Origin of the sequence: Mycobacterium kyogaense, assembly GCF_003254575.1 — a bacterium.
Taxonomy (GTDB): domain Bacteria; phylum Actinomycetota; class Actinomycetes; order Mycobacteriales; family Mycobacteriaceae; genus Mycobacterium; species Mycobacterium kyogaense.
On the sequence record NZ_QJUA01000004.1, the window covers coordinates 56,979 to 79,708 of the forward strand.

Annotated in this window: 21 protein-coding genes and 1 pseudogene; 8 read left to right on the forward strand and 14 right to left on the reverse strand. The window is 68.6% G+C overall.

Going from position 1 to position 22,730, the window contains the following annotated elements; all coding sequences use genetic code 11:
- The first annotated feature begins 1 nt into the window (after position 1).
- Positions 2-1,879, forward strand: a complete 1,878-nt coding sequence (locus tag DMB80_RS04655; RefSeq protein WP_240431012.1) for a CheR family methyltransferase — start codon at positions 2-4, stop codon at positions 1,877-1,879.
- Here DMB80_RS04655 and DMB80_RS04660 read toward each other — a convergent pair.
- Positions 1,876-2,982: an Rv2629 family ribosome hibernation factor gene (locus DMB80_RS04660; protein ID WP_111508765.1), complete on the reverse strand. Its 1,107-nt coding sequence runs from the start codon at positions 2,980-2,982 to the stop codon at positions 1,876-1,878. The genes DMB80_RS04655 and DMB80_RS04660 overlap by 4 nt on opposite strands.
- A 37-nt stretch (positions 2,983-3,019) precedes the next feature.
- Positions 3,020-3,679 carry a UdgX family uracil-DNA binding protein gene (locus tag DMB80_RS04665; protein ID WP_111508766.1) on the reverse strand — a complete coding sequence of 220 codons (660 nt, stop codon included), beginning with the start codon at positions 3,677-3,679 and terminating at the stop codon, positions 3,020-3,022.
- Between the two features lie 239 nt (positions 3,680-3,918).
- Here DMB80_RS04665 and DMB80_RS04670 point away from each other — a divergent pair, with 239 nt between their 5' ends.
- Together DMB80_RS04670 and DMB80_RS04675 are read left to right on the forward strand one after the other, a co-directional pair.
- Entirely contained in the window at positions 3,919-4,704 is a 786-nt protein-coding gene (locus tag DMB80_RS04670; protein WP_111508767.1) for a SigB/SigF/SigG family RNA polymerase sigma factor, read from the forward strand.
- 63 nt (positions 4,705-4,767) lie between these two features.
- Entirely contained in the window at positions 4,768-7,119 is a 2,352-nt protein-coding gene (locus tag DMB80_RS04675; RefSeq protein WP_205538537.1) for a Tex family protein, read from the forward strand.
- A gap of 26 nt (positions 7,120-7,145) precedes the next feature.
- On the opposite strand, the gene DMB80_RS04680 is transcribed toward DMB80_RS04675, so the two are convergent.
- Positions 7,146-7,811, reverse strand: coding sequence for a VldE C-terminal domain-containing protein (locus tag DMB80_RS04680; protein ID WP_111508768.1), 666 nt, complete (start codon positions 7,809-7,811; stop codon positions 7,146-7,148).
- A 243-nt stretch (positions 7,812-8,054) separates the two neighbouring features.
- On the opposite strand from DMB80_RS04680, the gene DMB80_RS04685 reads away from it, so the two are divergent.
- Together DMB80_RS04685 and DMB80_RS04690 are read left to right on the forward strand one after the other, a co-directional pair.
- On the forward strand, positions 8,055-9,071 hold the full coding sequence (locus DMB80_RS04685) for a DUF7159 family protein (protein ID WP_111508769.1): 1,017 nt from the start codon (positions 8,055-8,057) through the stop codon (positions 9,069-9,071).
- Between the two features lie 72 nt (positions 9,072-9,143).
- Positions 9,144-10,277, forward strand: a complete 1,134-nt coding sequence (locus DMB80_RS04690) for an acyl-CoA dehydrogenase family protein (protein ID WP_111508770.1) — start codon at positions 9,144-9,146, stop codon at positions 10,275-10,277.
- A gap of 1 nt (position 10,278) precedes the next feature.
- Here DMB80_RS04690 and DMB80_RS04695 read toward each other — a convergent pair.
- From DMB80_RS04695 to DMB80_RS04720, 6 genes and pseudogenes are all read right to left on the reverse strand, one after another.
- Positions 10,279-11,543, reverse strand: a pseudogene (locus DMB80_RS04695) (HNH endonuclease signature motif containing protein).
- A gap of 58 nt (positions 11,544-11,601) precedes the next feature.
- Positions 11,602-12,252, reverse strand: coding sequence for a class I SAM-dependent methyltransferase (locus DMB80_RS04700; protein ID WP_111508771.1), 651 nt, complete (start codon positions 12,250-12,252; stop codon positions 11,602-11,604).
- 4 nt (positions 12,253-12,256) lie between these two features.
- Entirely contained in the window at positions 12,257-12,589 is a 333-nt protein-coding gene (locus tag DMB80_RS04705) for a DUF732 domain-containing protein (protein ID WP_111508772.1), read from the reverse strand.
- Entirely contained in the window at positions 12,586-15,486 is a 2,901-nt protein-coding gene (locus DMB80_RS04710; protein WP_111508773.1) for an MMPL/RND family transporter, read from the reverse strand. The genes DMB80_RS04705 and DMB80_RS04710 overlap by 4 nt, the downstream gene beginning before the upstream one ends.
- Positions 15,483-15,938, reverse strand: coding sequence for an MmpS family transport accessory protein (locus DMB80_RS04715; RefSeq protein WP_046366167.1), 456 nt, complete (start codon positions 15,936-15,938; stop codon positions 15,483-15,485). Before DMB80_RS04715 ends, DMB80_RS04710 begins: the two co-directional genes overlap by 4 nt.
- Positions 15,939-16,094: 156 nt before the next feature.
- Positions 16,095-16,502, reverse strand: a complete 408-nt coding sequence (locus DMB80_RS04720) for a hypothetical protein (protein ID WP_111508873.1) — start codon at positions 16,500-16,502, stop codon at positions 16,095-16,097.
- A gap of 112 nt (positions 16,503-16,614) precedes the next feature.
- On the opposite strand from DMB80_RS04720, the gene DMB80_RS04725 reads away from it, so the two are divergent.
- The gene (locus tag DMB80_RS04725) at positions 16,615-17,445 is read left to right on the forward strand and encodes a nuclear transport factor 2 family protein (protein ID WP_111508774.1); all 831 of its coding nucleotides are present in this window, start codon (positions 16,615-16,617) and stop codon (positions 17,443-17,445) included.
- Positions 17,446-17,498: 53 nt separating this feature from the next.
- A complete protein-coding gene (locus tag DMB80_RS04730; protein ID WP_111508775.1) occupies positions 17,499-18,077 on the forward strand; it encodes a hypothetical protein in 579 nt (192 codons plus the stop codon).
- A 7-nt stretch (positions 18,078-18,084) separates the two neighbouring features.
- On the opposite strand, the gene DMB80_RS04735 is transcribed toward DMB80_RS04730, so the two are convergent.
- Together DMB80_RS04735 and DMB80_RS04740 are read right to left on the reverse strand one after the other, a co-directional pair.
- Positions 18,085-18,864: an SGNH/GDSL hydrolase family protein gene (locus tag DMB80_RS04735; protein WP_111508776.1), complete on the reverse strand. Its 780-nt coding sequence runs from the start codon at positions 18,862-18,864 to the stop codon at positions 18,085-18,087.
- An 11-nt stretch (positions 18,865-18,875) separates the two neighbouring features.
- Positions 18,876-19,655: a hypothetical protein gene (locus tag DMB80_RS04740; protein WP_205538541.1), complete on the reverse strand. Its 780-nt coding sequence runs from the start codon at positions 19,653-19,655 to the stop codon at positions 18,876-18,878.
- A gap of 32 nt (positions 19,656-19,687) precedes the next feature.
- Here DMB80_RS04740 and DMB80_RS04745 point away from each other — a divergent pair, with 32 nt between their 5' ends.
- Entirely contained in the window at positions 19,688-20,149 is a 462-nt protein-coding gene (locus tag DMB80_RS04745; protein WP_111508777.1) for an NUDIX hydrolase, read from the forward strand.
- On the opposite strand, the gene DMB80_RS04750 is transcribed toward DMB80_RS04745, so the two are convergent.
- From DMB80_RS04750 to DMB80_RS04760, 3 genes are read right to left on the reverse strand one after another with little or no spacing between them, the layout of a single operon-like run.
- Positions 20,146-21,246 carry a PDR/VanB family oxidoreductase gene (locus DMB80_RS04750; RefSeq protein WP_240431013.1) on the reverse strand — a complete coding sequence of 367 codons (1,101 nt, stop codon included), beginning with the start codon at positions 21,244-21,246 and terminating at the stop codon, positions 20,146-20,148. The genes DMB80_RS04745 and DMB80_RS04750 overlap by 4 nt on opposite strands.
- On the reverse strand, positions 21,243-22,151 hold the full coding sequence (locus tag DMB80_RS04755) for a metal-dependent hydrolase (RefSeq protein ID WP_111508778.1): 909 nt from the start codon (positions 22,149-22,151) through the stop codon (positions 21,243-21,245). The genes DMB80_RS04750 and DMB80_RS04755 overlap by 4 nt, the downstream gene beginning before the upstream one ends.
- A gap of 59 nt (positions 22,152-22,210) precedes the next feature.
- Entirely contained in the window at positions 22,211-22,684 is a 474-nt protein-coding gene (locus tag DMB80_RS04760; RefSeq protein WP_111508779.1) for a hypothetical protein, read from the reverse strand.
- Positions 22,685-22,730 lie beyond the last annotated feature (46 nt).

A 22,730-nucleotide genomic window follows, 5' to 3' on the forward strand; every position in this document is an offset into this window, starting at 1 on the left:
TGTGAGCGATATCAACGGCGATACCAACGGCAGCAGCAGTGACGAGGCCGAGACCTTCGAAGATCTTCTCCGCTACCTGCGGGACGCGCGCGGATTCGACTTCACCGGTTACAAGCGGACCTCGCTGATGCGGCGCGTGCGGCACCGCATGGAGCAGGCCGGTTTCCGCACCTTCGAGGAGTACCTCGACGCGCTGCAGGCCAGCGCCGACGAATTCGCCGCCCTGTTCAACACGATCCTGATCAACGTCACCAGCTTCTTCCGCGACATGGAGGCGTGGGACTACGTGCGCGACGAGGTGATCCCGACGCTGCTCGCGCAGCGGGGTCCCGGGGATCCGATCCGCATCTGGAGCGCGGGCTGCGCATCCGGGCAGGAGGCCTACACGCTGGCGATGCTGCTGGCCGAGGCGATGGGGGTCGACGACTTCCGGCAGCGCGTCAAGATCTATGCCACCGACGTCGACGAAGAGGCGCTGACCGAGGCCCGGATGGCCTCCTACGACGCGCGCGCGGTGGAATCGGTGCCCCTGTCGCTGCTCGACCGATACTTCGACCCCGTCAACGGCCGGCACGTGTTGCGCAAGGATCTGCGCCGCTCGGTGATCTTCGGCCGCAACGACCTGGTCAACGACGCCCCGATCTCGCGCGTCGACCTGCTCGTGTGCCGCAACACGCTGATGTACTTCAACGCCGACACCCAGGCCAATGTGCTCAGCCGGTTGCATTTCTCGCTCGCCCCGCGCGGGGTGCTGTTCCTCGGGCACGCCGAGATGCTGCTCAGCCACACCGATCGCTTCACCCCGATCAACCTCAAACACCGCTTTTTCCGGAAATCGCCCTCGTCGGCCGATGCCGTCGCGCCCTATCGGTCGCCCGCGTTCGGGGACCGCCGCTACGAGGTGTCGGCGCTGGACTCGATACGTGACCTCGCCTTCCACGCCAGCCCGGTGGCGCAGATCGTGGTCACCGGCGACGACACCGTCGCCATGGTCAACCAGCAGGCGGAGGTGACGTTCGGGCTCTCGGGTCGAGACATCGGCCGGCTCCTGCGCGACCTCGAGGTGTCCTACCGTCCGGTCGAGCTGCGCGGCTACGTCGAGCAGGCGAAGGTGGAACGCCGGTCAGCCCGCATCCCCGATGTCACCTGGCAACGGCCGGGCAGCGACGACGTGTGGTTCGAGATCCACGTCAACCCGCTGGTCGACGGGCAGAACGGACTGGTCGGCATCTCGATCGTGTTCTTCGACGTGACCGCGACCCGGGCACTGCTGGACAAGGTGGTCCACACCAACAGCCGACTCGAAACGGCCTACGAGGAACTGCAGTCCACCAACGAGGAACTCGAGACCACCAACGAGGAATTGCAGTCGACGGTCGAGGAACTGGAAACGACCAACGAGGAGTTGCAGTCCACCAACGAAGAACTCGAGACGATGAACGAGGAGCTGCAGTCCACCAACGACGAACTGCACACGATCAACGACGCGCTGCGCGAGAGCAGCCTCGAACTCAACGAGACCACAGCGTTTCTCGACTCACTGATCGCCTCGGTCCGGTTCGGCATGACCGTGGTGGACCGGCAGACCAAGGTTCTGGTGTGGAACCGCGGGTGTGAGGAACTGTGGGGGCTGCGCGCCGACGAGGTGATCGGCCGGCCGCTCTCGACACTGGACGTCGGCCTGCCCCTCGACGCGGTGAAGCCGTTGATCGGCCAGGTCTTCGTCGATCCGGATGCGCTCGAGGAGACTTCCGTAGACGCCGTCACCCGCCGGGGCCGCGACGCGCGGGTGCGGGTGCACTGCTCCGCGTTCCGGGCCGCCGATGGTGCGGTCAACGGGGCGCTGCTGCTTATGGAAGTGATCGAGGCGAGCAGCTAGGCGGGGGTGCGCGGGGCGTAGCGCAGAATCGCGGCGATGCCGTCGCGTGGGCTCAGCCGCTCGTCCATACCGAGCAGATCGGCGTCGATGCCGACCGCGGCGAACGGGAGTGCCTCGTCGGCGCGCACGGTCGTCGTTGCCGCGGAGCCCAACTCGGACAGCACCTCCGGTGTGGGCGCCACGGTCATCGCCGAATCGCCCATCACGACCGTGGCCTCGCCGAGATCCCCGATGATCAACGTCTCCACCGCGCCCTCCCGCAGGGCCGCACACACCCCGTCGAGCCCCTCGGTCGCCAGTCCGGAATCGCGATTGATTTCCGCCGAAAAACGTTGCGCGGCAGCATCTATGACGTCGACGCGCCGTAGTCGGAGGTGGGTGTCGATGTCGTGGGCGAGTGCCTCGGCGTCGACGCTGCCGCGGGCCCCGGCATTCACCTCGACGACCTTCTCGGTCACCCGCTGCGGCAGTAGGGCGAGCAGATCCGCACGGGAGCGGACTTCGCCGACGACGAACACCACATCCGGATCGGCGTCCTCGAACGTCGCCGTCACGTCCTCGGCGACCTCCTGCACGTTCTTCATCCGCGCGTTCTCGGCCGTCCGCTGAGGGTCGCCGTAGCCGGGGCTCTCGGCACTCGAGGCCTTGTGCACGGGATAGCGGTCACCCTCGACGCTGACCGCCCGGGTACGTCCGGCCCGGTGCACGGTGATGTCGGCGCCGGAATGGTCGACGGCCACCGTCAGATACGGCGGATCGTCGACGCCGTGCACGACGGCGGGCACCAGATACGGCAGGGCCGACAGCCGCACGATCGGCGCATCCGGTGGCCGGATCAGCCGCTGGTCGAGATGGACGCCGTCGCGGGTCGCGATCAGCGCGCGGCCGCCGCGACCGACCGGGGCCGGCGCCCCGGTGAGCGCGTCTGTGACGACGCCGACGAGCTGATCGTCGGCGCCGTGGGAGGCCAGGTCCTCAGTGACGGCCCGCCAACGCAATTCGGCCTGCTTGGCGGCGTCGGCAGTGTCGTGACTGTCGTCGACGAAAACCGAGGCGAAGGGTCCCGGTACGTCGATCAGGGCGCGGAATCTGCTGGGCTGCATTTCGGGGGAGTGCCCGCGGCAAGGCGGGACAAACTCCTCACGTGCTCAGCAGATCCGCCGCGAACCGCAGATCGGAGACCAGCGACGCCAACGCGTCTTCTCGCGCATCGGCGGGACCCCGCAGCACCGCCGACGGGTGCAGGGTCGCGACGACGGCGGGATCGGCTGCCTCACCCCATTTCTCGGTCAGGCGCAATACTTCGCCGCGGTGAGCGGTGAGGCGGAAATCGTTGCCCAGCAGTGCTTTCGCGGCGGTGGCGCCGAGGCAGACGATGACCTCGGGGTCGACCACCCGCAGTTCGGCGAGCAGCCACGGCCGGCAAGAGACCACCTCGGTGCGACTCGGCGTCTTGTGGATGCGGCGGGTGCCGCGCTCGGCGGGCACGAACTTGAAGTGCTTGACCGCATTGGTCACATACAGCGGCGCACGGTCGATACCCGCCTCGCGCAGCGCCGTGTCGAGCAACCGCCCGGCCGGACCGACGAACGGTTCACCCCTGCGATCCTCCTGGTCGCCGGGTTGCTCACCGACCAACATCATCCGCGCGCCGACCGGCCCTGCGCCGAAGACGGTGTGCGTAGCGTGTTCGAACAGGTCGCAACCGCGGCACGCATCGGCCGCGGCGGCGAGTTCGCCGAGGTCGTCAGTCGGTGGCAGAAAATCGGCGGCGGTGACCGTGGGTCTGGCAGACGGCATGGCAGGTGAGTACCCATCTGCCCGTGCCGCACCACGAAAAGTCCGCGCTGCGAAGCGTTCCGCGTCGCCTCAGGCGTCGGCGGACGTCGCAGGGGCCACTATGCGAAGTCGTCGATATCGACCGAGCGAACTGACATAAACGGGACATACTTGTCGGGAGGGGCCCTCCCCCCAGCGCGGATGGTTCAACACCGAAGCCGCCCGCCTCTTCATTTGTCACTCACAGGAGGCGACCTTTGATGACGCATGACCCCGATACCGCGATGCTGCACGACGCCTTCGTCGCGCTACACCAGCTCCCGAAGGATTCCGTGGAGCGAGAGCGCTTACGCACCCGCATCATCGAGCAATGCCTGCCGATCGCCGAACGCATCGCGCGGCGCTATGACCGGCGCGGAGAAACGCACGACGACCTGGTTCAGGTGGCCCGCGTCGGATTGATGAACGCGGTGAACCGGTTCGACCCGACGGCTGGTCCCGAATTCCTCTCCTACGCCATCCCCACCATGATGGGCGAGGTCAAACGCTATTTCCGCGACTGCAGCTGGTCGGTCAACGTGCCGCGCCGCCTCAAGGACCTCTATCCCGCGATCGGCCCGTTGACCGCCGAGTTGACCCAGCGGCTGGGCCGGGCGCCGACGGCACGTGAACTCGCCACTGCGCTGGGGGTGGATCCAGAGGAAGTGGTGGAAACACTCACCGCCGCCGCCGGTTTCAAGACCCGCTCGCTGGACTTCAGCTCCTCGAGGGACGAGGACGAAGGGCCGACACTGGCAGACCGGCTCGGTCAGCCCGACCCGGGTATCGGCTTCGTCGAAGAGCGCGACGCCCTGCGCGCACAACTCGAGACGCTGCCCGCCCGGGAGAAGCGCATCATCGTGCTGCGGTTCTTCGAGGGTCTGACGCAAAGCGAGATCGCCGAGCAGATGGGTATCTCCCAGATGCACGTGTCCCGGTTGCTCACGCAGTCGCTGCACCGGCTCCGTGACGGCATGCTGGACCGGCCGCACACGAAGGCGGCCTGAGCCGCCGGACACGCCTCCGTGCGCGACGCCTGGCTGTCGGTCGGGTTCGGTAGGGTCTGCGCCGTGACAACGAGCTCTGCATCGATTCGCCGTCCGAAACCCGTAACTGCCCGTCTCGCTGAGGAACTGGCCGTCGGGGAGGGGCAGGTCACCGCCGCCGTCCGGTTGCTGGACGAGGGCGCCACCGTGCCGTTCATCGCCCGCTACCGCAAGGAAGTAACCGGCAGCCTCGACGACGGTCAACTGCGCACGCTCGCCGACCGCCTGACGTATCTGCGCGAGCTCGACGAGCGCCGCGACGCGGTACTCATCTCGATCCGTGAACAGGGCAAACTGACCGACGAACTGGTCGAGGTGCTGATGTCCGCCGACACGAAGGCGCGTGTCGAGGACATCTACCTGCCGTACAAACCCAAGCGCAGGACCAAGGCGCAGATCGCGCGCGAAGCCGGGCTCGAACCGCTGGCCGACCGCCTGCTCGCCGATCCCACGCTGGTTCCCGATCAGGTGGCCGCCGAATTCATCGGCGCCGAGGTGAGCGACGCCGCCGCGGCACTCGACGGCGCGCGGCACATCATCGTCGAGCGGGCCGCCGAGAACGCGGAGCTGGTCGGACAGGTGCGCGAGCACTTCTGGCAGCACGGCACGGTGCGCTCGCGCGCCGCCTCCGATGCCGTGGCCGCGACACCGAAGGCCCAGAAGTTCTCCGACTACTTCGACTTCAGCGAACCCCTCACCCAGATGCCGTCGCACCGCGTCCTCGCGGTATTGCGCGGCGAAAAAGAGGAGGTGCTGGCGCTCAGCGTCGACGGCGGTGAGGATGCCGAGTACCAGGCGATGATCGCGCGCGCACTGGAGGTGGACCTGACCGCCGGCGGCGCTGCCACCCCGTGGCTGGCGGGCGTCGTCGGGTTCGCCTGGCGCACCCGGCTGTCGGTGTCGGCGTCGGTGGACGCGCGGGTCCGGCTGCGGCTGCGCGCCGAATCCGACGCGGTGACCGTGTTCGCCCGCAACTTGAAAGACCTGCTGCTCGCCGCCCCGGCAGGCAACCGCACCACGCTGGGATTGGATCCCGGCTTCCGTACCGGGGTCAAAGTGGCCGTCGTCGACGGCACCGGCAAGGTGCTCGACACCTGCGCCGTCTACCCGCACCAGCCGCAGAAGCAATGGGACGCCGCCAAGGCCACGCTGGCTGCGCTGGTCGCGCGTCACGGTGTCGAGCTGATCGCGATCGGCAACGGCACGGCCTCCCGCGAAACCGATGCGCTGGCCACCGAGTTGATCTCCGAGATCCGCGCGGCCGGCGCCGCGGCACCCACGAAAGCAGTCGTCAGCGAGGCCGGCGCCTCGGTGTACTCGGCGTCGGCCTACGCCGCGCACGAGCTGCCCGACCTGGACGTCACACTGCGCGGCGCCGTGTCCATCGCCCGGCGCCTGCAGGACCCACTGGCAGAGCTGGTCAAGATCGAACCGAAGTCCATCGGCGTCGGCCAGTACCAGCACGACGTGACCCCGGGCATCCTGGCCCGCAGTCTGGGCGCGGTGGTCGAGGACGCCGTGAACGCGGTCGGGGTCGACGTGAACACGGCCTCGGTGCCGCTGCTGGCCCGGGTATCGGGCATCACCGAGACGCTCGCCGAGTCGATCGTCGCGCATCGCGACCGCACCGGCCCCTTCCGCAGCCGGCGCGCGCTGTTGGAGGTGCCGCGGCTGGGCCCCAAAGCGTTCGAGCAGTGCGCGGGCTTCCTCCGCATCCGCGACGGGGAGGATCCTCTCGACAGCTCCGGGGTGCATCCGGAGTCCTATCCCGTGGTGCACCGCATTCTGGATCGGGCCGGCGTGACCATGGCCGAGATCATCGGCAACCAGCGCGCGCTGCGATCGGTGCGGCCCGCCGAGATCGCCGACGAACGTTTCGGTGTGCCCACCGTGACCGACATCCTGGCCGAACTCGAGAAGCCGGGGCGTGATCCGCGGCCGGGGTTCACCACGGCGAGCTTCGCCGCCGGTGTGGAGAAGGTCGCCGACCTGAAGGAGGGGATGATCCTCGAGGGCGTGGTCACCAACGTCGCCGCGTTCGGCGCATTCGTCGACGTCGGTGTGCACCAAGACGGTCTGGTCCACGTCTCCGCGATGTCCGACCGCTATGTGTCCGATCCCCATGAGGTGGTGCGGTCCGGCCAGGTGGTGCGGGTGAAAGTGGTGTCTGTCGACGTCGAGCGGCAGCGGATCGGGTTGAGCCTGCGGCTCGACGAGAAAACCCGCGCCCCGCGCAATGAACCGGCCCAGCGCTCGGCGCCGCGGCGAGGGTCGGACCAGCGTCCCCGCCGCGATGCCGCAACCGACCGGCGGGGGAGCGGCAGTGCGGGAGGGTCGATGGCCGACGCGCTGCGGGCCGCCGGTTTCGGACGGTGAGCCGGGCGCTCCGTCAGCCCGGTCGATCAGCCCAGGTAGACGGGGCCTGCGGGATACCCGCCGCCCAGCGTGGCGATGTGCACGTGGTTGTAGTGGTTGGCGTTGTCCGAGCCGAGATCGGTCATGCCATGCGGGGCGCCGTGCGTCGGGTACATCGTCTGCCGCCAGATCACGTGTGCCACGCCCAATCGGTCGGCGTTGCTCAGCGCGAACGCCACGATGGCATCTCCGAGAGCGACGCCCGCAGGGGAGTTGTAGTCGGGGATCATCACGTCGACGGCGAGACCGTCGGGATGCCACCTCAGTGCATCGGGGCGCACCCCGCCGATGCGTTGGATCTCCGGGAAGATCGCGCTGACCGCGCGGGCCACCAGGATGGTCTTCACCTGCATACCGGTCTCCGAGCCGACGGTGGTCGGCAGCGCGGCGTCGAGAGTGCGGTGCATCGACCGCGAGGCGGCGAGCCGCAAACCGTCGTCGGCGGGGACACTGCGGTACTGGGCGGTCGGTGAGCTGAGCGCGACCACCGAGGCGCAGCACGGCGTGGCGGTCACTGGGTCGGCGGGTGCGGAATGCGGGGTGTGGATCGAATCGGCCCCCGAGCACAGCAGCGCCAGCGCGGGGAGCGCTACAGCGGCCGCCGGCGCCGCCCACCGAGGACGGCGCGTGGTGGCTAAGCGATGTCTGCCCACGGGCCCGCACGTTACCGCGACATCAACGGTGTCCAGCAAGTCCGCCTCGGGCGAGGTCGGTGAGTGGGGTCCCGAACGGCCGGGGGGCCACGTGATGCGAAAGCCCTGCTCATACGCATGACGCGCGAGATCGCGTCGCTGGCATTAGGCTCCCCGTCGGCGGCGTCATGTGGCCGGTGTAACACCGGTTCTGGGTCGCCCGATGAACCACAGACACCGGCTTCGACACCCGAAGGAGATGCCGTGGGCGCAGTTCTGGGGTTGTCGTTGACCAGCACCGAGGTGACCTGGGCGCTGGTGGACGAAGCCGAGCGCACCGTCGTCGACCACGATTCAGTGGAACTCGACGACGGTATCGACACGGGTGTCGATGTCGCTCGACTGGCCGCCCGCGGCGGTCACGGTCTGGCTCGGGCGTGCGGGCTCGACGTCGACCGGTTACGGCTGGTGTGGACCCCCGATGCCGAGGCGTGTGGACGGCAACTGCGCACCGATCTGCGCTCGCTCGGCGTGACGGTCGACGCGGTGCCGCTGGCGTGCGCGACCCGGGTGCTCATCGACCCGCAAGACTGCGACATGCCGCCGCTGGTGGCTTTGGCCTACGGCGCGGCGCTGGCCGAGGTGGACCCTGCCGAGGCGATCACGGTCGCGCTGCCCCGCGTCGTCGGGCGACGTCGGAAGCGGCCGGTCCGGGTGCTCGCGGGCGCGATGGGAGTCGCCGCCGCGGCTGCCGTCGGCGCGATCTTCTTGACCGCGGGATCGGTGCCGCACGTCGAGCCCGCAGCGTCCGCGGCCGCGACGCCCGCCGCTGCCGATCGGGGGTGGGTCAGTGTCACCGCCCCCGTCGACACCGCAGCCGAGCCGATGCGCAAAGTCGTCACCGCGCCGGCGCCCGAATACGCTGCCGCACCTGTCCGCGTCGCCGCGCCCGTTGCCGTCCCCGCGCCCGCCGCCGTCGCGGCGCCGGCGCCCGCGGCTCTGCCGGGCCCCGCGACCCTGTCGGGCGCGGCCACCCTGCCGGCACCTGACGCGCTGCCCGGCCCGGCCCCTGAAGCGCTGGCGGCCGAAGCGACGAACACCGGCGCCGCCGCGGCGGCCCCGTCGGCCGAACCGCATCTCCCGGTCGCCGCGCAACAACACCTGCCCGGCGCGGAGCCCCTCGTTGCACCGCTGCCCGGTCCCGAGGCCGGGGCCGCGGCACCCGCGTTGCCCGACATGGCGATGACAGTTCCGGTGAATGTGTTCACTGCACTGCCCTGACGGGTTACCGTCGAGGCCGTGACAGCGGTCCCGCAGGTGACATGTGATGACGTAGTCGACCTCGCTCGTGGCATGAGGGAGTTGGTGCGCGAGCAGGCCGCCGCGTCGGAGAGCCAGCGCACCCTCAGCCCCAGCGTCGTCGACATGATGTGGTCGACGGGTCTGATGTCGGCGTTCAATCCCACGCCCGCGGGTGGGGTCGAGCCGTCGTTTGCCCAAATGATCGAGACCTGGATCGAAATGGCCTGGCAGGACGGCTCTTTCGGGTGGGTCGGCATCGCCAATCTGCCGTCGTCGTTCGCGGCGGCGGCGTACCTGCCCGACGACGGCTTCGCCGAGGTGTTCACCGCGCACGACAATCACGTCACTATGGGTGGGCAGTTCTTCCCCAACGGCCAAGGCGTCGCCGTCGACGGCGGATACCGGCTCACCGGCTCATGGAGTTTCGGTTCGGGCACGGGGCACGCCGAGTACGTGGCCGCGGGCTTCCTGCCGATGGTCGACGGCGAGATGCAGTGGATCAGCGAGGGCGTGCCCGACATGCGGGTGGCGATCGTGCCTCGCGCCGATGTCGATTTCCACGACGGCTGGCACGTGCAGGGACTCAAGGCCACCGGCTCCTACGACTACGCCATCGACGACGTGTTCGTCCCGCATGGCCGCACCTTCGCGTTGTTCACCCGGGAGCCGCTACGGGGTGCGTCACCCGCGACACGCATGGGCATGATGCCGGTGACCGCGGCCGGACACGCGGCGTGGGCGCTCGGGGTGGCCAAGAGCATGCTCGACGACGTCGCTGAACTCGCCGCGACCAAGTATCGGATGAGCGACATGGCCGCGCTGGCGACGCGGCCGACATTCCAGAAGGGCCTGGCCCGGCACGTCGCCGCATGGCGTGCGGCGCGACTGCTTGTGCTCGACGCGTTCGGTACGGCCGAGGCTGCCGTCGCGGCGGGCGACGAGCTGACCCCGACGATGCGGGCCGATATGCGGGTGGCTGCCGTACACGCCACCGACACCGCCCGGGAGTGCGCAGAGTGGGCGCACCTGGCCGCCGGCACCACGGCCATCCGCGAGGGCAGCCGCCTCGAGCGCGCCTTCCGCGACATCTACACCGGCACGCAGCACGCCTTCATCAGCGAAAAGGTCGCGATCGACGCCGCCCAGGTGTGGCTGGGCATCGTCGAGGACCAGTTCGGGCTCTGACTCAGCCGTCCGGTGGGCGGGGTTCGTAGGGCTGGTACCACCACCATTGGGCGCGTTCCCCGGTTGGGCCGGGGCATGGTGCGACGTCGGGCGGTGGTTGGGTGGGTGGTCGGGCCAACGAGGCTGAGGTCAGGGCGTTGCCGGCGGCGTCGGTGACGACGAGCTGATCGGCGGGGCCGGTGATCGTGATCAGGCCCCGGTGATGGGCCCGATGGTGATACGGACACACCAGGGCCAGGTTCCACAGTTCGGTGGGACCGCCGTCTTCCCAGTGCACCAGGTGGTGGGCGTGTATTGCGCGGGTGGCCGCGCAGCCGGGGACCACACACGCCCGGTCGCGATGCTCGAGCGCGCGGCGCAGCCGCCGGTTGACCGTGCGGGTCGATCGGCCGGCGCCGATCACCTGCCCGTCGCGGTGAAACCACACCTCGCAGGTGGCATCACAGGTCAGATAGCGGCGATCGCTATCGGGCAGAACGGGCCCCAAATGTAAAGCTGCCAGGCGGGTTTCGGTGTCGACGTGGATGACCACGGTGGTGCGTTGCCCGTGGGGGCGGGCCGCGGCTTCGGCGTCCCAGCTCGCACCGACCAGCCGCAGGAACGCCGCCGCGTTGCTGGGCATCGATGCCCGTCCGTCGGGGTCGGTGGCTTTCCATTCGGTGACGAGGGCGTCGCGGTGCGACGCGAGGGCGGCTTCGAACGCCGCGTTCTCGACGTGAGGGAGCGCGATCCGCCAGTACGTGTACTGCTCATCGCTGTGCGAGGTGATCGAGGGCACCGGCCCCGGATCTGTCACGGGCGTCGGCTCGTCCTCGGGCTCGGGCTCGGGCTCGGATTCAGGCTGCGGTTCAGGGGTGGGTTTGGGTTGCATCTTCAGCGCGGTCCGCAGCTGGGACACCGTCGCACACTGGGCCATGGTGGCGAAGTGCTCGTCGGATCCCGGCAGACCGCGCTCGGCGATCACCCCGACCTGATCGACCGAAAAACGACCCTCCGCCAACCCCTCGATGCAGTGCGGGAATTCGTCGAAGCGGTGGGCGATCGCGGCGATCGTCTGCGCCCGCGACGGCGACACCCCAGCCTTCCACGCCAGCCACCCCGCCGTCGACCGGGCTCCGGCAGCCGCCCACAACTCCTCGCTGTCGATCTCGGCAGCGATCTCCACGATCCGTGCATCGATCGCGTTGCGCTGCCCGTCAGCTCCGCCAACTCCTCATGCAGCACCGAGGGCCGCTCGTCGATAGCGAGAGAACTGACCGGGGGCATGACCCCAATCTCCCCGCCAGCACCGACAATTCGCCGCACCCCACCGAGAAGCTGGGGATCAATTCGGCTCTGGGGATACCTCGCCCACGGTGATGAGATCGGAGAGCACCTGCGTCCACAGCGGGCGGTTCACGCGGTGCTGATCGGCGATGGTGAAGCCGGCCTCGGTGAACAACCGCCGCATCGCCGCCGGGTCGGGCGCGTCGTATGCCGGCAGCCGCACCGCGGCGAGAACTTCGACCGGCACCAACCGGCGCGGGCTCAGCGTCGCCACGGCCGCGACGCCGCCGGGGGAGAGCACCCGGTGGAATTCCCGCAGTGCCGCGGGCTGATTGAACCAGTGGAACGCAGACGTACTCACCACCGCGTCCAGGCTGCCGTCGGCGAACGGCAGCTCCTCCGCCGGCGCCCGGACCCAGTTCACGTCGCTCGAACGGCGCCCGGCCTCGGCGAGCATGCCGTCGGACAGATCCACCCCGCTAACCTCGGCGCCCGTCACCTCTCGCGCGATGCGGTCAGCGAGAATCCCTGTGCCGCAACCGATATCGGCGATACGGCGAGCCCCGCGGGCCTGCAGCAGGGCGATCATCTCGTCCTGTGCCGGCCGGTACACCCATCGCTGCACCACCGCGGTGTCGTACACCGGCGCCGCGAAGCTCCAGAAACCGGTGACCGCTTCGTTGAACCGTCTCCGGGCGGTCGAGGGCACGGCTCTAGCGGGCCGCGTCGAGAATGGGCAGCTTCTCCGGGCAGTACGTGCGCAGACCAGCACCGATGAACTGGTAGGTCTGCTCCGTCGAGGTGTCCTTCTCCATGTTCATCTGGATGAAGCGCGCCGTGGCGAACACGTCCGGATCCACACCGGTGTAGATGCGCTTGCACATGATCTTGCCGATCCAGGCGTTGTAGTCCTTCTGCCCGTAGATGCCGTAGACGTGCAACTCGTTGGCGAAGTCCGTGTCCGGGTCGGCCATTGCGGGCGCCGCAGTGCCCAGCGCTCCCACCGTCAACGCCGCCGCAGCGATCCCCATCAGAACTCGTCTCATGCCCTCACTCCTTCTGCCGGATCACTCTGCAAGCCACCAGGTCTCGGCCACGGGGCCGGAACGGGACGCCGTCGCACCCGCTGCGGCCACCAGAACCACGGGCCCATCAGCGCGGCGATCGCGGGCGTCATGAACGCTCGGATCACCAGCGTGTCGAACAGCAGCCCCAGCCCGATCGTCGTACCGACCTGCCCGATGATGGTCAGCTCGCTGACCGCCATCGACATCATCGTAAGCGCGAACACCAGTCCCGCGGCCGTGACGACAGAACCGCTGCCGCCCATCGCACGGATGATGCCGGTGCCGATGCCCGCGTGGATCTCTTCTTTCAGTCGGGAGACCAACAGCAGGTTGTAGTCCGCGCCGACCGCCAACAGGATGATCACCGCCATCGCCAGCACCATCCAGTGCAGCGGCTGGCCCAGGATGTGCTGCCAGAACAGCACCGACAGGCCGAACGAGGCCCCCAGCGAGATCACCACCGTGCCGACGATGACCGCCGACGCGACCACGGCGCGGGTCAACAGCAGCATGATGATGAAGATCAGGCCGAGTGCAGAGATCCCCGCGATCAACAGGTCGTAGTTGTTGCCGTCCTTCATGTCCTTGAAGGTGGCCGCGGTACCGCCCAGGTAGATCTTGGAACCCTCCAGCGGGGTGCCCTTGATCGCCTCTTTCGCGGCGTTCTTGATCTTGTCGATCCGGGCGATGCCTTCTGGTGTCAGCGGATCACCCTCGTGAGCGATGATGAACCGCACGGACTTCCCGTCCGGAGACAGGAACTGCTCGAGTCCGCGTTGGAAGTCCTTGTTGTCGAAGATCTCCGGGGGCAGGTAGAACGAGTCGTCGTTCATGGAGTTGTCGAAGGCCTCACCCATGGCGTCAGCGTCTTCCTGCTGCGCCGCCATCTGGTCCTGCATGCCCTTCTGCGACTGGTACATCGTCAGCATCATGGTCTTCATGGTCTTCATCGTGGAGATCATCTCGGGCATCAACGCCACCATCTGCGGCATCAACGTGTCGAGACGCTCCATCTCCGGGATGATCGCCTTGAAGTCGTCGGTCATCACGTTGATGCCGTCGAGGGTGTCGAACACCGACCGGATCGCCCAGCAGACCGGGATGTTGTAGCAGTGCGGTTCCCAGTAGAAGTAGTTGCGGATCGGCCGGAAGAAGTCGTCGAAGTTGGCGATGCTGTCGCGCAGCGCCTCGATGTCGACGTACATGCCCTTCATCTTGGTCACCATCGAATGGGTGACTTCCGACATCTGCTTGGTGAGGCTGGACATCTTCGTCATCGTGGCGATGGTCTTGTCCATCTCGGCGGCCTGGTCCAGCATGTCGGCCATCCGGTCCTGCATGTACTTCTGGTTGAGCCGCTGGGTGGTGCCCTGCATGCTCATCTGGAACGGGATCGACGTGTGCTTGATCGGCTTGCCGTCGGGGCGCGTGATGGCCTGCACGCGGGCGATGCCCTCCACCCGGAACAGCGCCTTGGCGATCTTGTCGATCACCAGGAAGTCCGCGGAATTGCGCATGTCGTGATCGCTTTGGACCATCAACAGTTCTGGATTCAGCCGGGCCTGGGAGAAGTGCCGGTCGGCCGCGGCGTAGCCCTCGTTGGCGGGGATGTCGGCGGGCAGATAGTTCCGGTCGTTGTAGTTGGTCTTGTAGCCGGGCAGTGTCAGCAAGCCCACGAGCGACAGTGCGATCGCGCCGATCAGGATCGGCCCCGGCCAGCGGACGATCGCGGCGCCGATCTTGCGCCACCCGCGGATGCGCATGGCGCGCTTGGGCTCGAGCAGTCCGAACCGGGTGGCCAGCGAAATGATCGCCACCATCAACACGACGCCGGCCAACACCACGATCACCATGCCGATGGCCAACGGCACGCCCATCGTCTGGAAGTAGGGGAGGCGGGTGAAACTGAGACAGAACGTGGCACCGGCGATCGTCAGGCCGGAGCCGAGCACCACGTGCGCAGTGCCGTGGAACATCGTGTAGAACGCGGTTTCCTTGTCCTCACCGACGCTGCGTGCCTCCTGATATCGCCCTATCAGGAAGATCGCGTAGTCCGTGGCGGCCGCGATCGCCAGCGTGACGAGCAGGTTGGTCGCGAAGGTGGAGAGCCCGATGATGTCGTGGTAGCCCAGGAACGCGACCAGTCCGCGCGCAGTCGCCAGCGACAGCACGACCATCACCAGCGTGATCAGCACGGTGACGATCGACCGGTACACCAGCAGCAGCATGATGATGATGACGGTGAAGGTCGCGGCCTCGATCAACCGCATGCTGCGGTCGCCGGCGATGTGCTGATCGGCCGCCAGCGCGGCGGGTCCGGTGACATAGACCTTCACACCGGGCGGTGGCGGCACGCTCTCGACGATTCCTTGAACCGCCTCGACGGACTCGTTGGCCAGCGCCTCGCCCTGGTTGCCCGCCAACTTCACCTGCACGTACGCGGCTTTGCCGTCGTTGCTCGTCGAACCCGCGGCGGTGAGCGGATCGCTCCAGAAATCCTGGACCGATTGCACGTGGATGGGATCGGCACGCAGTTTCGCGACCATCTGGTCGTACCAGGCGTGTGCTTCATCGCCGAGGGGTTTGTCGCCCTCGAAGACGATCATCGCCGAGCTGTCGGAGGTGCCTTCCTCGAACGCTTCGCCGACCTGCTTCATCGACACCACGGACGGCGCTTCGTCCGGGCTCATCGACACCGCCCGCAACTGGCCGACTTCCTCCAGCTGCGGCACGACGGTGTTGAGGATGACGATGACCGCGATCCAGCCGAGCACGATCGGCAGCGCCAGTGCCCGGATCGTCCGGGGAATCAGAGGCCGGTGTGGACGCTGGGGCGGCTGCGGTTCGGTGGGGGCGTCGTGGACGGGTGCGCTCATGCCGACTTCACGAAACAGAAGGTCTGGGCATTGAGCCCGTCGGTGGTCTTCTCGTCGCGGAGCTCGTCGTCGACCAGGATCCGACAGGTGATCGAACCACCGTCACCCTGCGCCACGATGTTCGGGGCGGCGGACGGCTCGGTGGTGGACAGCGTCAGCGACCACGGCAGCGCCGCGTTGTCGACCCGCTGCGGCTTGGCGTCGAGATCGAGGTAGTTGATATCGGCGTAGCTGCCGGTTCCGGTGATCTCGTATCGGACCACTTTGGGGTCGAACGGCTCGGGCAGATCGGCGAAGTTTCGCGGCGTCTCGATGATGCCGTCGGACCCGAAGAACGTCCTGATCCGCGACACGGTCAGACCCGCGATCACGACGACGACGATGATCAGCAGGGGCAGCCATATCTTCCTGGCAACCTTCACGACACGCGTCTCCCGATCTGCCCCCGGCATGTGCCGCGCACTGTAACCCCTGGCCTCGTCTGATGTTTCGCCGATAGTAACTTAGCCGGTATAACTTCTCACCGGACACACAGTAGATCAAGTCAGTGTGGTGCCGCTAACTACTTCGTCGCCGGTGGGTCGTGCGTCACAGATGCGAGGCCGGGCCTACTCCGGGGTCTGGTCGCTGTCCTCGTGTGAGCTGTCCTCGTGTGAGGTGTCCAGCACGCTCACCGCGATGCCGTAGGGAAGGAAGCGGACCCGACGGGTGGGGTCCGTGTTGTCCTTGTTGGCCCGCAGCGCGTCGAGCTCGGTGGGGAACACCTGCTCGATGTGCGCGCCACCGGACCCGTCGACGGTGAAGATCGCCCACACCCCGTCCCCGGTCTCACCGGCCGTCTCCGGACGGCGGGGCCGGCCACCGCGCGCGAGGTCGTCGAACAGCACCGACCACCCGGCACGCTCACCCGACGTCGTCATGAACTTGCCCAGAGCATCGCGCAACCCGTCACCGGCATCGCGGATCACCCGGTCGAAGTCCTCCGGATCGAAGCCGAAAGGTCCGTTACCGCTCATGATCGCCTCCTCGCCGGCCGTGATCCGCACGGCACACACAGCAGATGCCTCCAGTGTGCCTTCGTCGGCGGGGCCAGTCGACTGTCTGTGGGTCCGGGTGGTAGGCAACCGTATGGCCTCTCCGCGTGCCGACGTGCTGTCGGCCGCCCACCGATCCCTCGCCGCGGCAGGCGAGCACGACCGCGCAGGGTGGTTGGACTTGTTCACCGCCGACGGCCGGGTCGAAGATCCCGTCGGATCGTCGCCGCACCGGGGGCGCGCGGCGATCGGGAACTTCTACGACACCTTCATCGGCCCGCGCGAGATCTCCTACGACCTCGATGCCGATCTGGTCGTCGGTGCAACGGTGCTGCGCGATCTCACCCTGGCGATCCGGATGTCGTCGACGCTGACCATGCAGGTGCCCGCCTACATCCGCTACGACCTGAAGGACACCGCGGACGGGCTCCGCATCGCTGCGCTGTCCGCCTACTGGGAACTGCCCGCGATGGTGCGCCGGTTCCTCGGTGGTGGCGTCGGCGCGGTGCCCGCCGGCCTGGCTCTGGGCCAAGCCATGGTCATCCACCAGGGGCTGCGCGGCAGCACGGGGTTCCTGCGCGGGTTCGCCGGCACCGGCAGCGGCACCGGAAAGGCATTCGGGCGGCTCCTCGGCGACGCGTGCGACGGCGACGAGATCGGGGTCCGGCGCCGCACCGCCGGTGCGGTCGTCACCGCCGGGGACGACGAACCCCGCACCGCCTCCGACGTCGTCCGGTTGCTCTCGGGGGGCCGCTGGGACAAGCAGATCCGCTCCGGCCGCTCGGTCGCGGCCCGGGTGCACACCCCCGATCAGCGCGCCATCGTGATCGGGGAGTACCGCACGCGCGGCGCCGATCGCGCGGCTCTGAGTCGGCTGCGAGTCTTCAGCGACACCGATACCGACACCGAGACCGACCGAGCGTGAGAACGGCCGTGTTGTCGCCTGCGGCAGGGCGGACGTGAGAACGTAGCAGGACCATGGACACCACCTCCCGTGCTCCCGCGACCTACATGAGTTACGAAGATTTCGGCCGCCGCTTCTTCGAGGTCGCGGTGACCGAGGAGCGCGTCGGCGAAGCGATCGGCCAGATCGCCGGCGAGGCCTTCGAGATGGGTCCGATCGCTCAGGGGCCGGGCAAGCTCGCCAAGGTGACGGCCAAGGTGCGCATCCAGACGCCGCGGGTGAACCGGCACGTGGCCGAGCAGATCACGTTCTCCATCCGCATTCCGCTTGAGATCGACATGGTGGTCGACCTGCGCATCGACAAACCCAAGTTCATGGTGTTCGGCGAGATCTCGCTGCGCGCCGTGGCGCGCGCCGCCGAACCGCTGCTGTTGATCATCGACGTCGAGAAGCCGCGCGCCAGCGACATCGCCATCCATGTGACGTCGAAATCGCTGCGCGGAGAACTCGTGCGCATCATCGGCGGTGTGGACGCCGAGATCAGGCGGTTCATCGCCGCGCACGTGGCCGGCGAGATCGAGAGCCCGGAGTCGCAGAAGGCCAAGGTCATCGACGTCGCCCACGAACTCGACACGACCTGGACGGGGATCTGAGCCCGGGTCAGCCGACCAGCTGAGCCAGTGCCGGCCGCCGGGGACCACGCGTACCGCCCACCGGCCTGCCCTGCAGGTGGTTCCACAGCCACGGCATCAGCATGTTCTGCGTCCAGAGCACCTGCGAGTACGTGCGCGAGCGCAGCGACGGAGGCGCAGCCGTCGGGTCAGCGACGGCCCACGCGTGCGAGCTACCCGGCAGACCCAGAGCCTCGGCGGCCGCCTCGGCGAAGCGCTGATGGCCTCGCGGGGAGCCGTGTACCCGGTCGGGACTCCAGGTGTCGGGCTGGATCATCGACGGTGCCGCGTACAAGTCGACCAGCGCGAAGCCGTGCCGAGCGGCCGCCGCGCGGATCAGCTCGTTGATCGCCAGGACCCTGGCACCCAGCACACGCCCGATGGGCAGGATTCGGGCCAGGTCGGGAAACGTCGTCGTCACCACCGTCGCACCGGACGCGGCGAGCGTCCGGTGCACGACCCGCAGCTGGGCCAACGCCCGGTCGAAACCCCGCCCGGGACGGGTCATGTCGTTCATACCGATGCAGAGCGTGATCAGGTCGGCATCCATGGCCAGTGCGGCGGGCAATTGGACGTCGGCCACGTCGCGAATCTGGTTGCCACGCACCGCGACATTGGCGTACTCCAGCCCCGGGAACAGCGCGTCGAGCCGCTCGGCCAGCCGATCGGCGAAACCGCGCAGGCCCGCTGCGTCGTCGCCGTCCCACAGGCCCTCGGTCTGACTGTCACCGAGGGCGACGTAACGGGCGTACCCGGTGTGACCGACCACGACAGCAGACTCTAACGCGACCGGCCCAACCTGGTCAGGTTGAGCACCATGCCGACACTGAGCCCGGTGACGGTGTCCTCCAGTCGTTTCCGATCCAACTCGGCACGCCACTGGGGCAGCGTCCCAGTCACCCGCACCACCTGAGGCGCGAATTCCACACCGGTCAGCGTCAGACCATGGGCGAGTTCGGGCAGCCGCACCGGGTAGGCGGGCGTGCGCGCCGGCAGCCGCCAGCGCCGCGCGCCCAGCGCCACCGTGTGAGCCTGCAGCCACAGCGTCGAACCGTCGACGCTGACGTCGACCTCGACATGTCCGAGGCGCGGCCGGCGCGCGAACCGGATGCGGGCCACCCCGTCGTCGCCGACGCCGCCCGCCAGTCGAGGCGCGGCACGGCCGAACATGTCGTCGACCATCGGCGCCGGCACCTCGAGCGTCACCTCCACCGGCGCGGCGACCAACAGCGGCGGCGCGCCGGGCCGGACGTGAACGTTGTGGAGGATCAGGGTTGCGCTGTTGAGAACGCCTCCCTGCCAACGGATGTCGGACACCTCCACGCGCACATCGGTGAGCTGACCGACCGACAGACCGTGCACGTCGAGCCGGGAATCGACGCGGGTGACGGTCAAGGTCAGATCGCCGTCGTCGAGCCGCACGGTGACGCGCCGACCGAGAACGAGGCGGCGAACCGTCACGAAGAGCGTGCGATAGGCGGCCGCGGCGCCGCTGTTGACCGGCACCATGGTGGTCGCCGACCACAGCGAGCTGAGCATGCGCCGCGTGGGACGGGTCATCGACTCCATCCTTACACGGGCTATCGTCGGATGTGCCTTCCCGCAGTGCCGGACTCCTTCTCTACCGCCACCGCGATGACCGACTCGAGGTGCTTCTGGGCCACCCCGGCGGTCCGTTCTGGGCCCGCAAGGACGACGGTGCCTGGTCGATCCCGAAAGGCGAGTACACCGAGGGGGAGGAGCCGTGGGTGGCCGCGCAACGGGAGTTCACCGAGGAGATCGGCCTCCCGCCGCCGGACGGGCCGCGCATCGATCTCCCGCCGGTGCGTCAGGCCGGCGGCAAGGTCGTGACCGCGTTCGCCGTGCTGGGCGACCTCGACGTCGACGGCGCCGTCAGCAACACGTTCACGATGGAATGGCCGCCTCGGTCGGGGCGGATGGCAGAATTCCCCGAACTCGACCGGGTCGCCTGGTGGGATCTGGAGACGGCACGCGTCAAACTCCTGAAAGGCCAACGGCCCCTGCTCGATGCGCTCGTCGAGGCGCTGGGCTAGAGGTCGAGCGCGAGTCCTGTGCGGCCGCGCGACACGCACGTCAGCATCATGCCGGCGGCGCGCTCGGGATCGGTGAGCAGCGTGTCGCGATGGTCCACCGTACCGTCGAGCACCCGGATCCGGCACGTCCCGCAGAACCCCTGCTGACACGAGTAGGGCGCCGCCACCCCCGCCCGCAGCAGCGCCGCCAGCAGCGTTTCCTGCGCACCCACGGCGACGGTCGTGCCCGTCGACGCCACGCTCACCTCGAACGGGCTGCCGTCCTGCACGGGAGGTGCGGCGAACCGTTCGAAGTGCAACTCCACGTCGGCGCGGTCCACCAGCGCCGCACGCACCGCGGTCAGCATCGGCGCCGGGCCGCACGCATACACCGCGGTGCCCGCTGGACAGTCTCCGAGAAGTGTTGCCGCTGAGGGCAATCCATCGACATCGTCGGTGCGGATCTGCACCGTCTCGCCGAGGCCCGCCACCTCGTCGACGAAGGGCAGACTGTCGCGGCTCCGGCCGGTGTAGATCATCGACCACTCCACGCCGAGGCCGCGTACCGCCCGCAGCATCGGCAGAATCGGCGTGATGCCGATGCCGCCGGCGATGAAACGCACACGCCGCGTGGGGGATCCGTGACCGGGCACGGTCAGAGGAAACGCGTTGCGGGGCCCGTGGGTGTGCACCACCGCGCCCACGGGCAGTGCGTCGTGACATTCGACCGAGCCACCGCCGCCGTCGGGGATGCGTCGCACCGCGATGCGGTACTCACCGGCAGCGGTCGGGTCACCGCACAGCGAGTACTGGCGGATCCGGCCGCTGGGCAGGTGCACATCCAGGTGCGCGCCCGGATACCAGCGAGGCAGCGCGGCGCCGTCGGTCGCGGCCAACGTCAGCTGCACGACGTCCTGATCGTGGGCCACCACCCGGCGCCCCTGCACCGTGAGCGCCAGCGTCGCCGGCTCTCGCGTCACGGGTGGGCGGATGCGGCGGACCGCCGCGGTCGCGGTGAACAGACCGGCGATCCCTGCGCCCGCCAGCGCCAGCACCGGATCGTGACGAGTGCGGCCCGACGCGCTCGGCGGGGTGTGCCGGTAGTGGGGCAGTTTCACAGGTGCGCCGCGCGCGCCGCCGGAGAGCTCGCCAGGTAGGCCACCGCCTGCGCGGTGGACCCGAACTGCTCCGGCGAATAGCCGCGCCGGAAGTACGTCAGGGTGCTCGACCCGAACAGCGAGCTGTAGCGCGGCAGCAGACCCAGCTTGGAGTCGCGCATCCGCATGCGGTTGAAGCGCCACCACGACGCTGTGACGTCCGGATCGGTCTTGACCAGGTACCACGCGGTGCGCTGGAAGAAGACGAACAGCATCGACGCTGCGACCGTCATCGCCCGAATGCGGGCCAGATAGCTGTCGTGGAAGTAGGTCGCGACATCGTGGGCGACGCTGCGGTGCTCGACTTCCTCACTGCCGTGCCAGCGGAACAGGTCGGTCAGCGTGGGGTCGGCGCCGTGGTCGTCCCAGGTGCAGTTCAACGCGAAATCGCCCATCACCGCGGTGTAGTGCTCGATCGCCGCGATCAGCCACAGCCGCTCGCAGAGGTGGTTGAGCCGGACGGCGGGGTCGGGGGAGTCGATCGGCGCGAGCACCCGGGAGAACACGTGCTCGACCTGCGCGAGGATCGGGCTCGGATCGACGCCGCGTTCGACCATGAAGTCGTGCAGGATCGTGTCGTGCACGTCGGCGTGGGTGGCCTCCTGGCCGATGAACCCGCGGATGTCGTCGGCCAGGTGCGGATCGTTGACCATCGGCAGCGCTTCGTCGAAGGTCTCCACGAACCAGCGCTCCCCGGCAGGTAGCACCAGGTTGAGAACGCTGATCACATGAGAGGCGGCCGGGTGCCCGGGAATCCAGTGCAGCGGAACATCGCTGACATCGAAGCTGACCTTGCGCGCCTGGATCTGCACGGGTCCGGGATCGATGTCGTCGGCGGTCACGGCGGCACGGCGGGATCGCAGCATGACGAGGAGTTTACGACGAAGTTCGCGATAACCGGGACCGCGGGTCCCGGGTAATCGGGTCAGCCGGCAGGCAGCGGCTGACCGGGAATCGCCGGCCCGCCCGGGATCTGCTGCGGTGCACCCGCGACCGGAGCGCCCGCACCGGGGGCGCCGGCGATCGGCACGACCGGCGTCGGGGTCACCGTGGTGACGCCATTGGCGCCGACGGTGGGCCCGCCCACCGGGCCCTGCGCCTTGATCTGGTCGGCAGCCGCCTGCGTGCAATCCAAGGAGAGCAGCATGCGGCCACCGCTGGTGACCTTCTGCTGGTCCACCAGACATGCCGACTGCGGCAGCACGCTGCCGCGGGAACCGCCGAAGTAGGCCTTGATGCCTTGGCTCTTGAGGATGGCCAGCGCGCGGCCGTACTGCTCACCGGTCACGTTGTACGGACTGGGCGCACCCGCGGGCTGCGACAGCGCGGCACCGGCCCCGACCAGGGCGATTGTTCCGGCGGCCACCAGGCCACCGCTGAACACGACGAGCTTTCTCACGACAACTCTCTCCTCGGGTCGGCGACGCGGTGCGAACATATCGCAG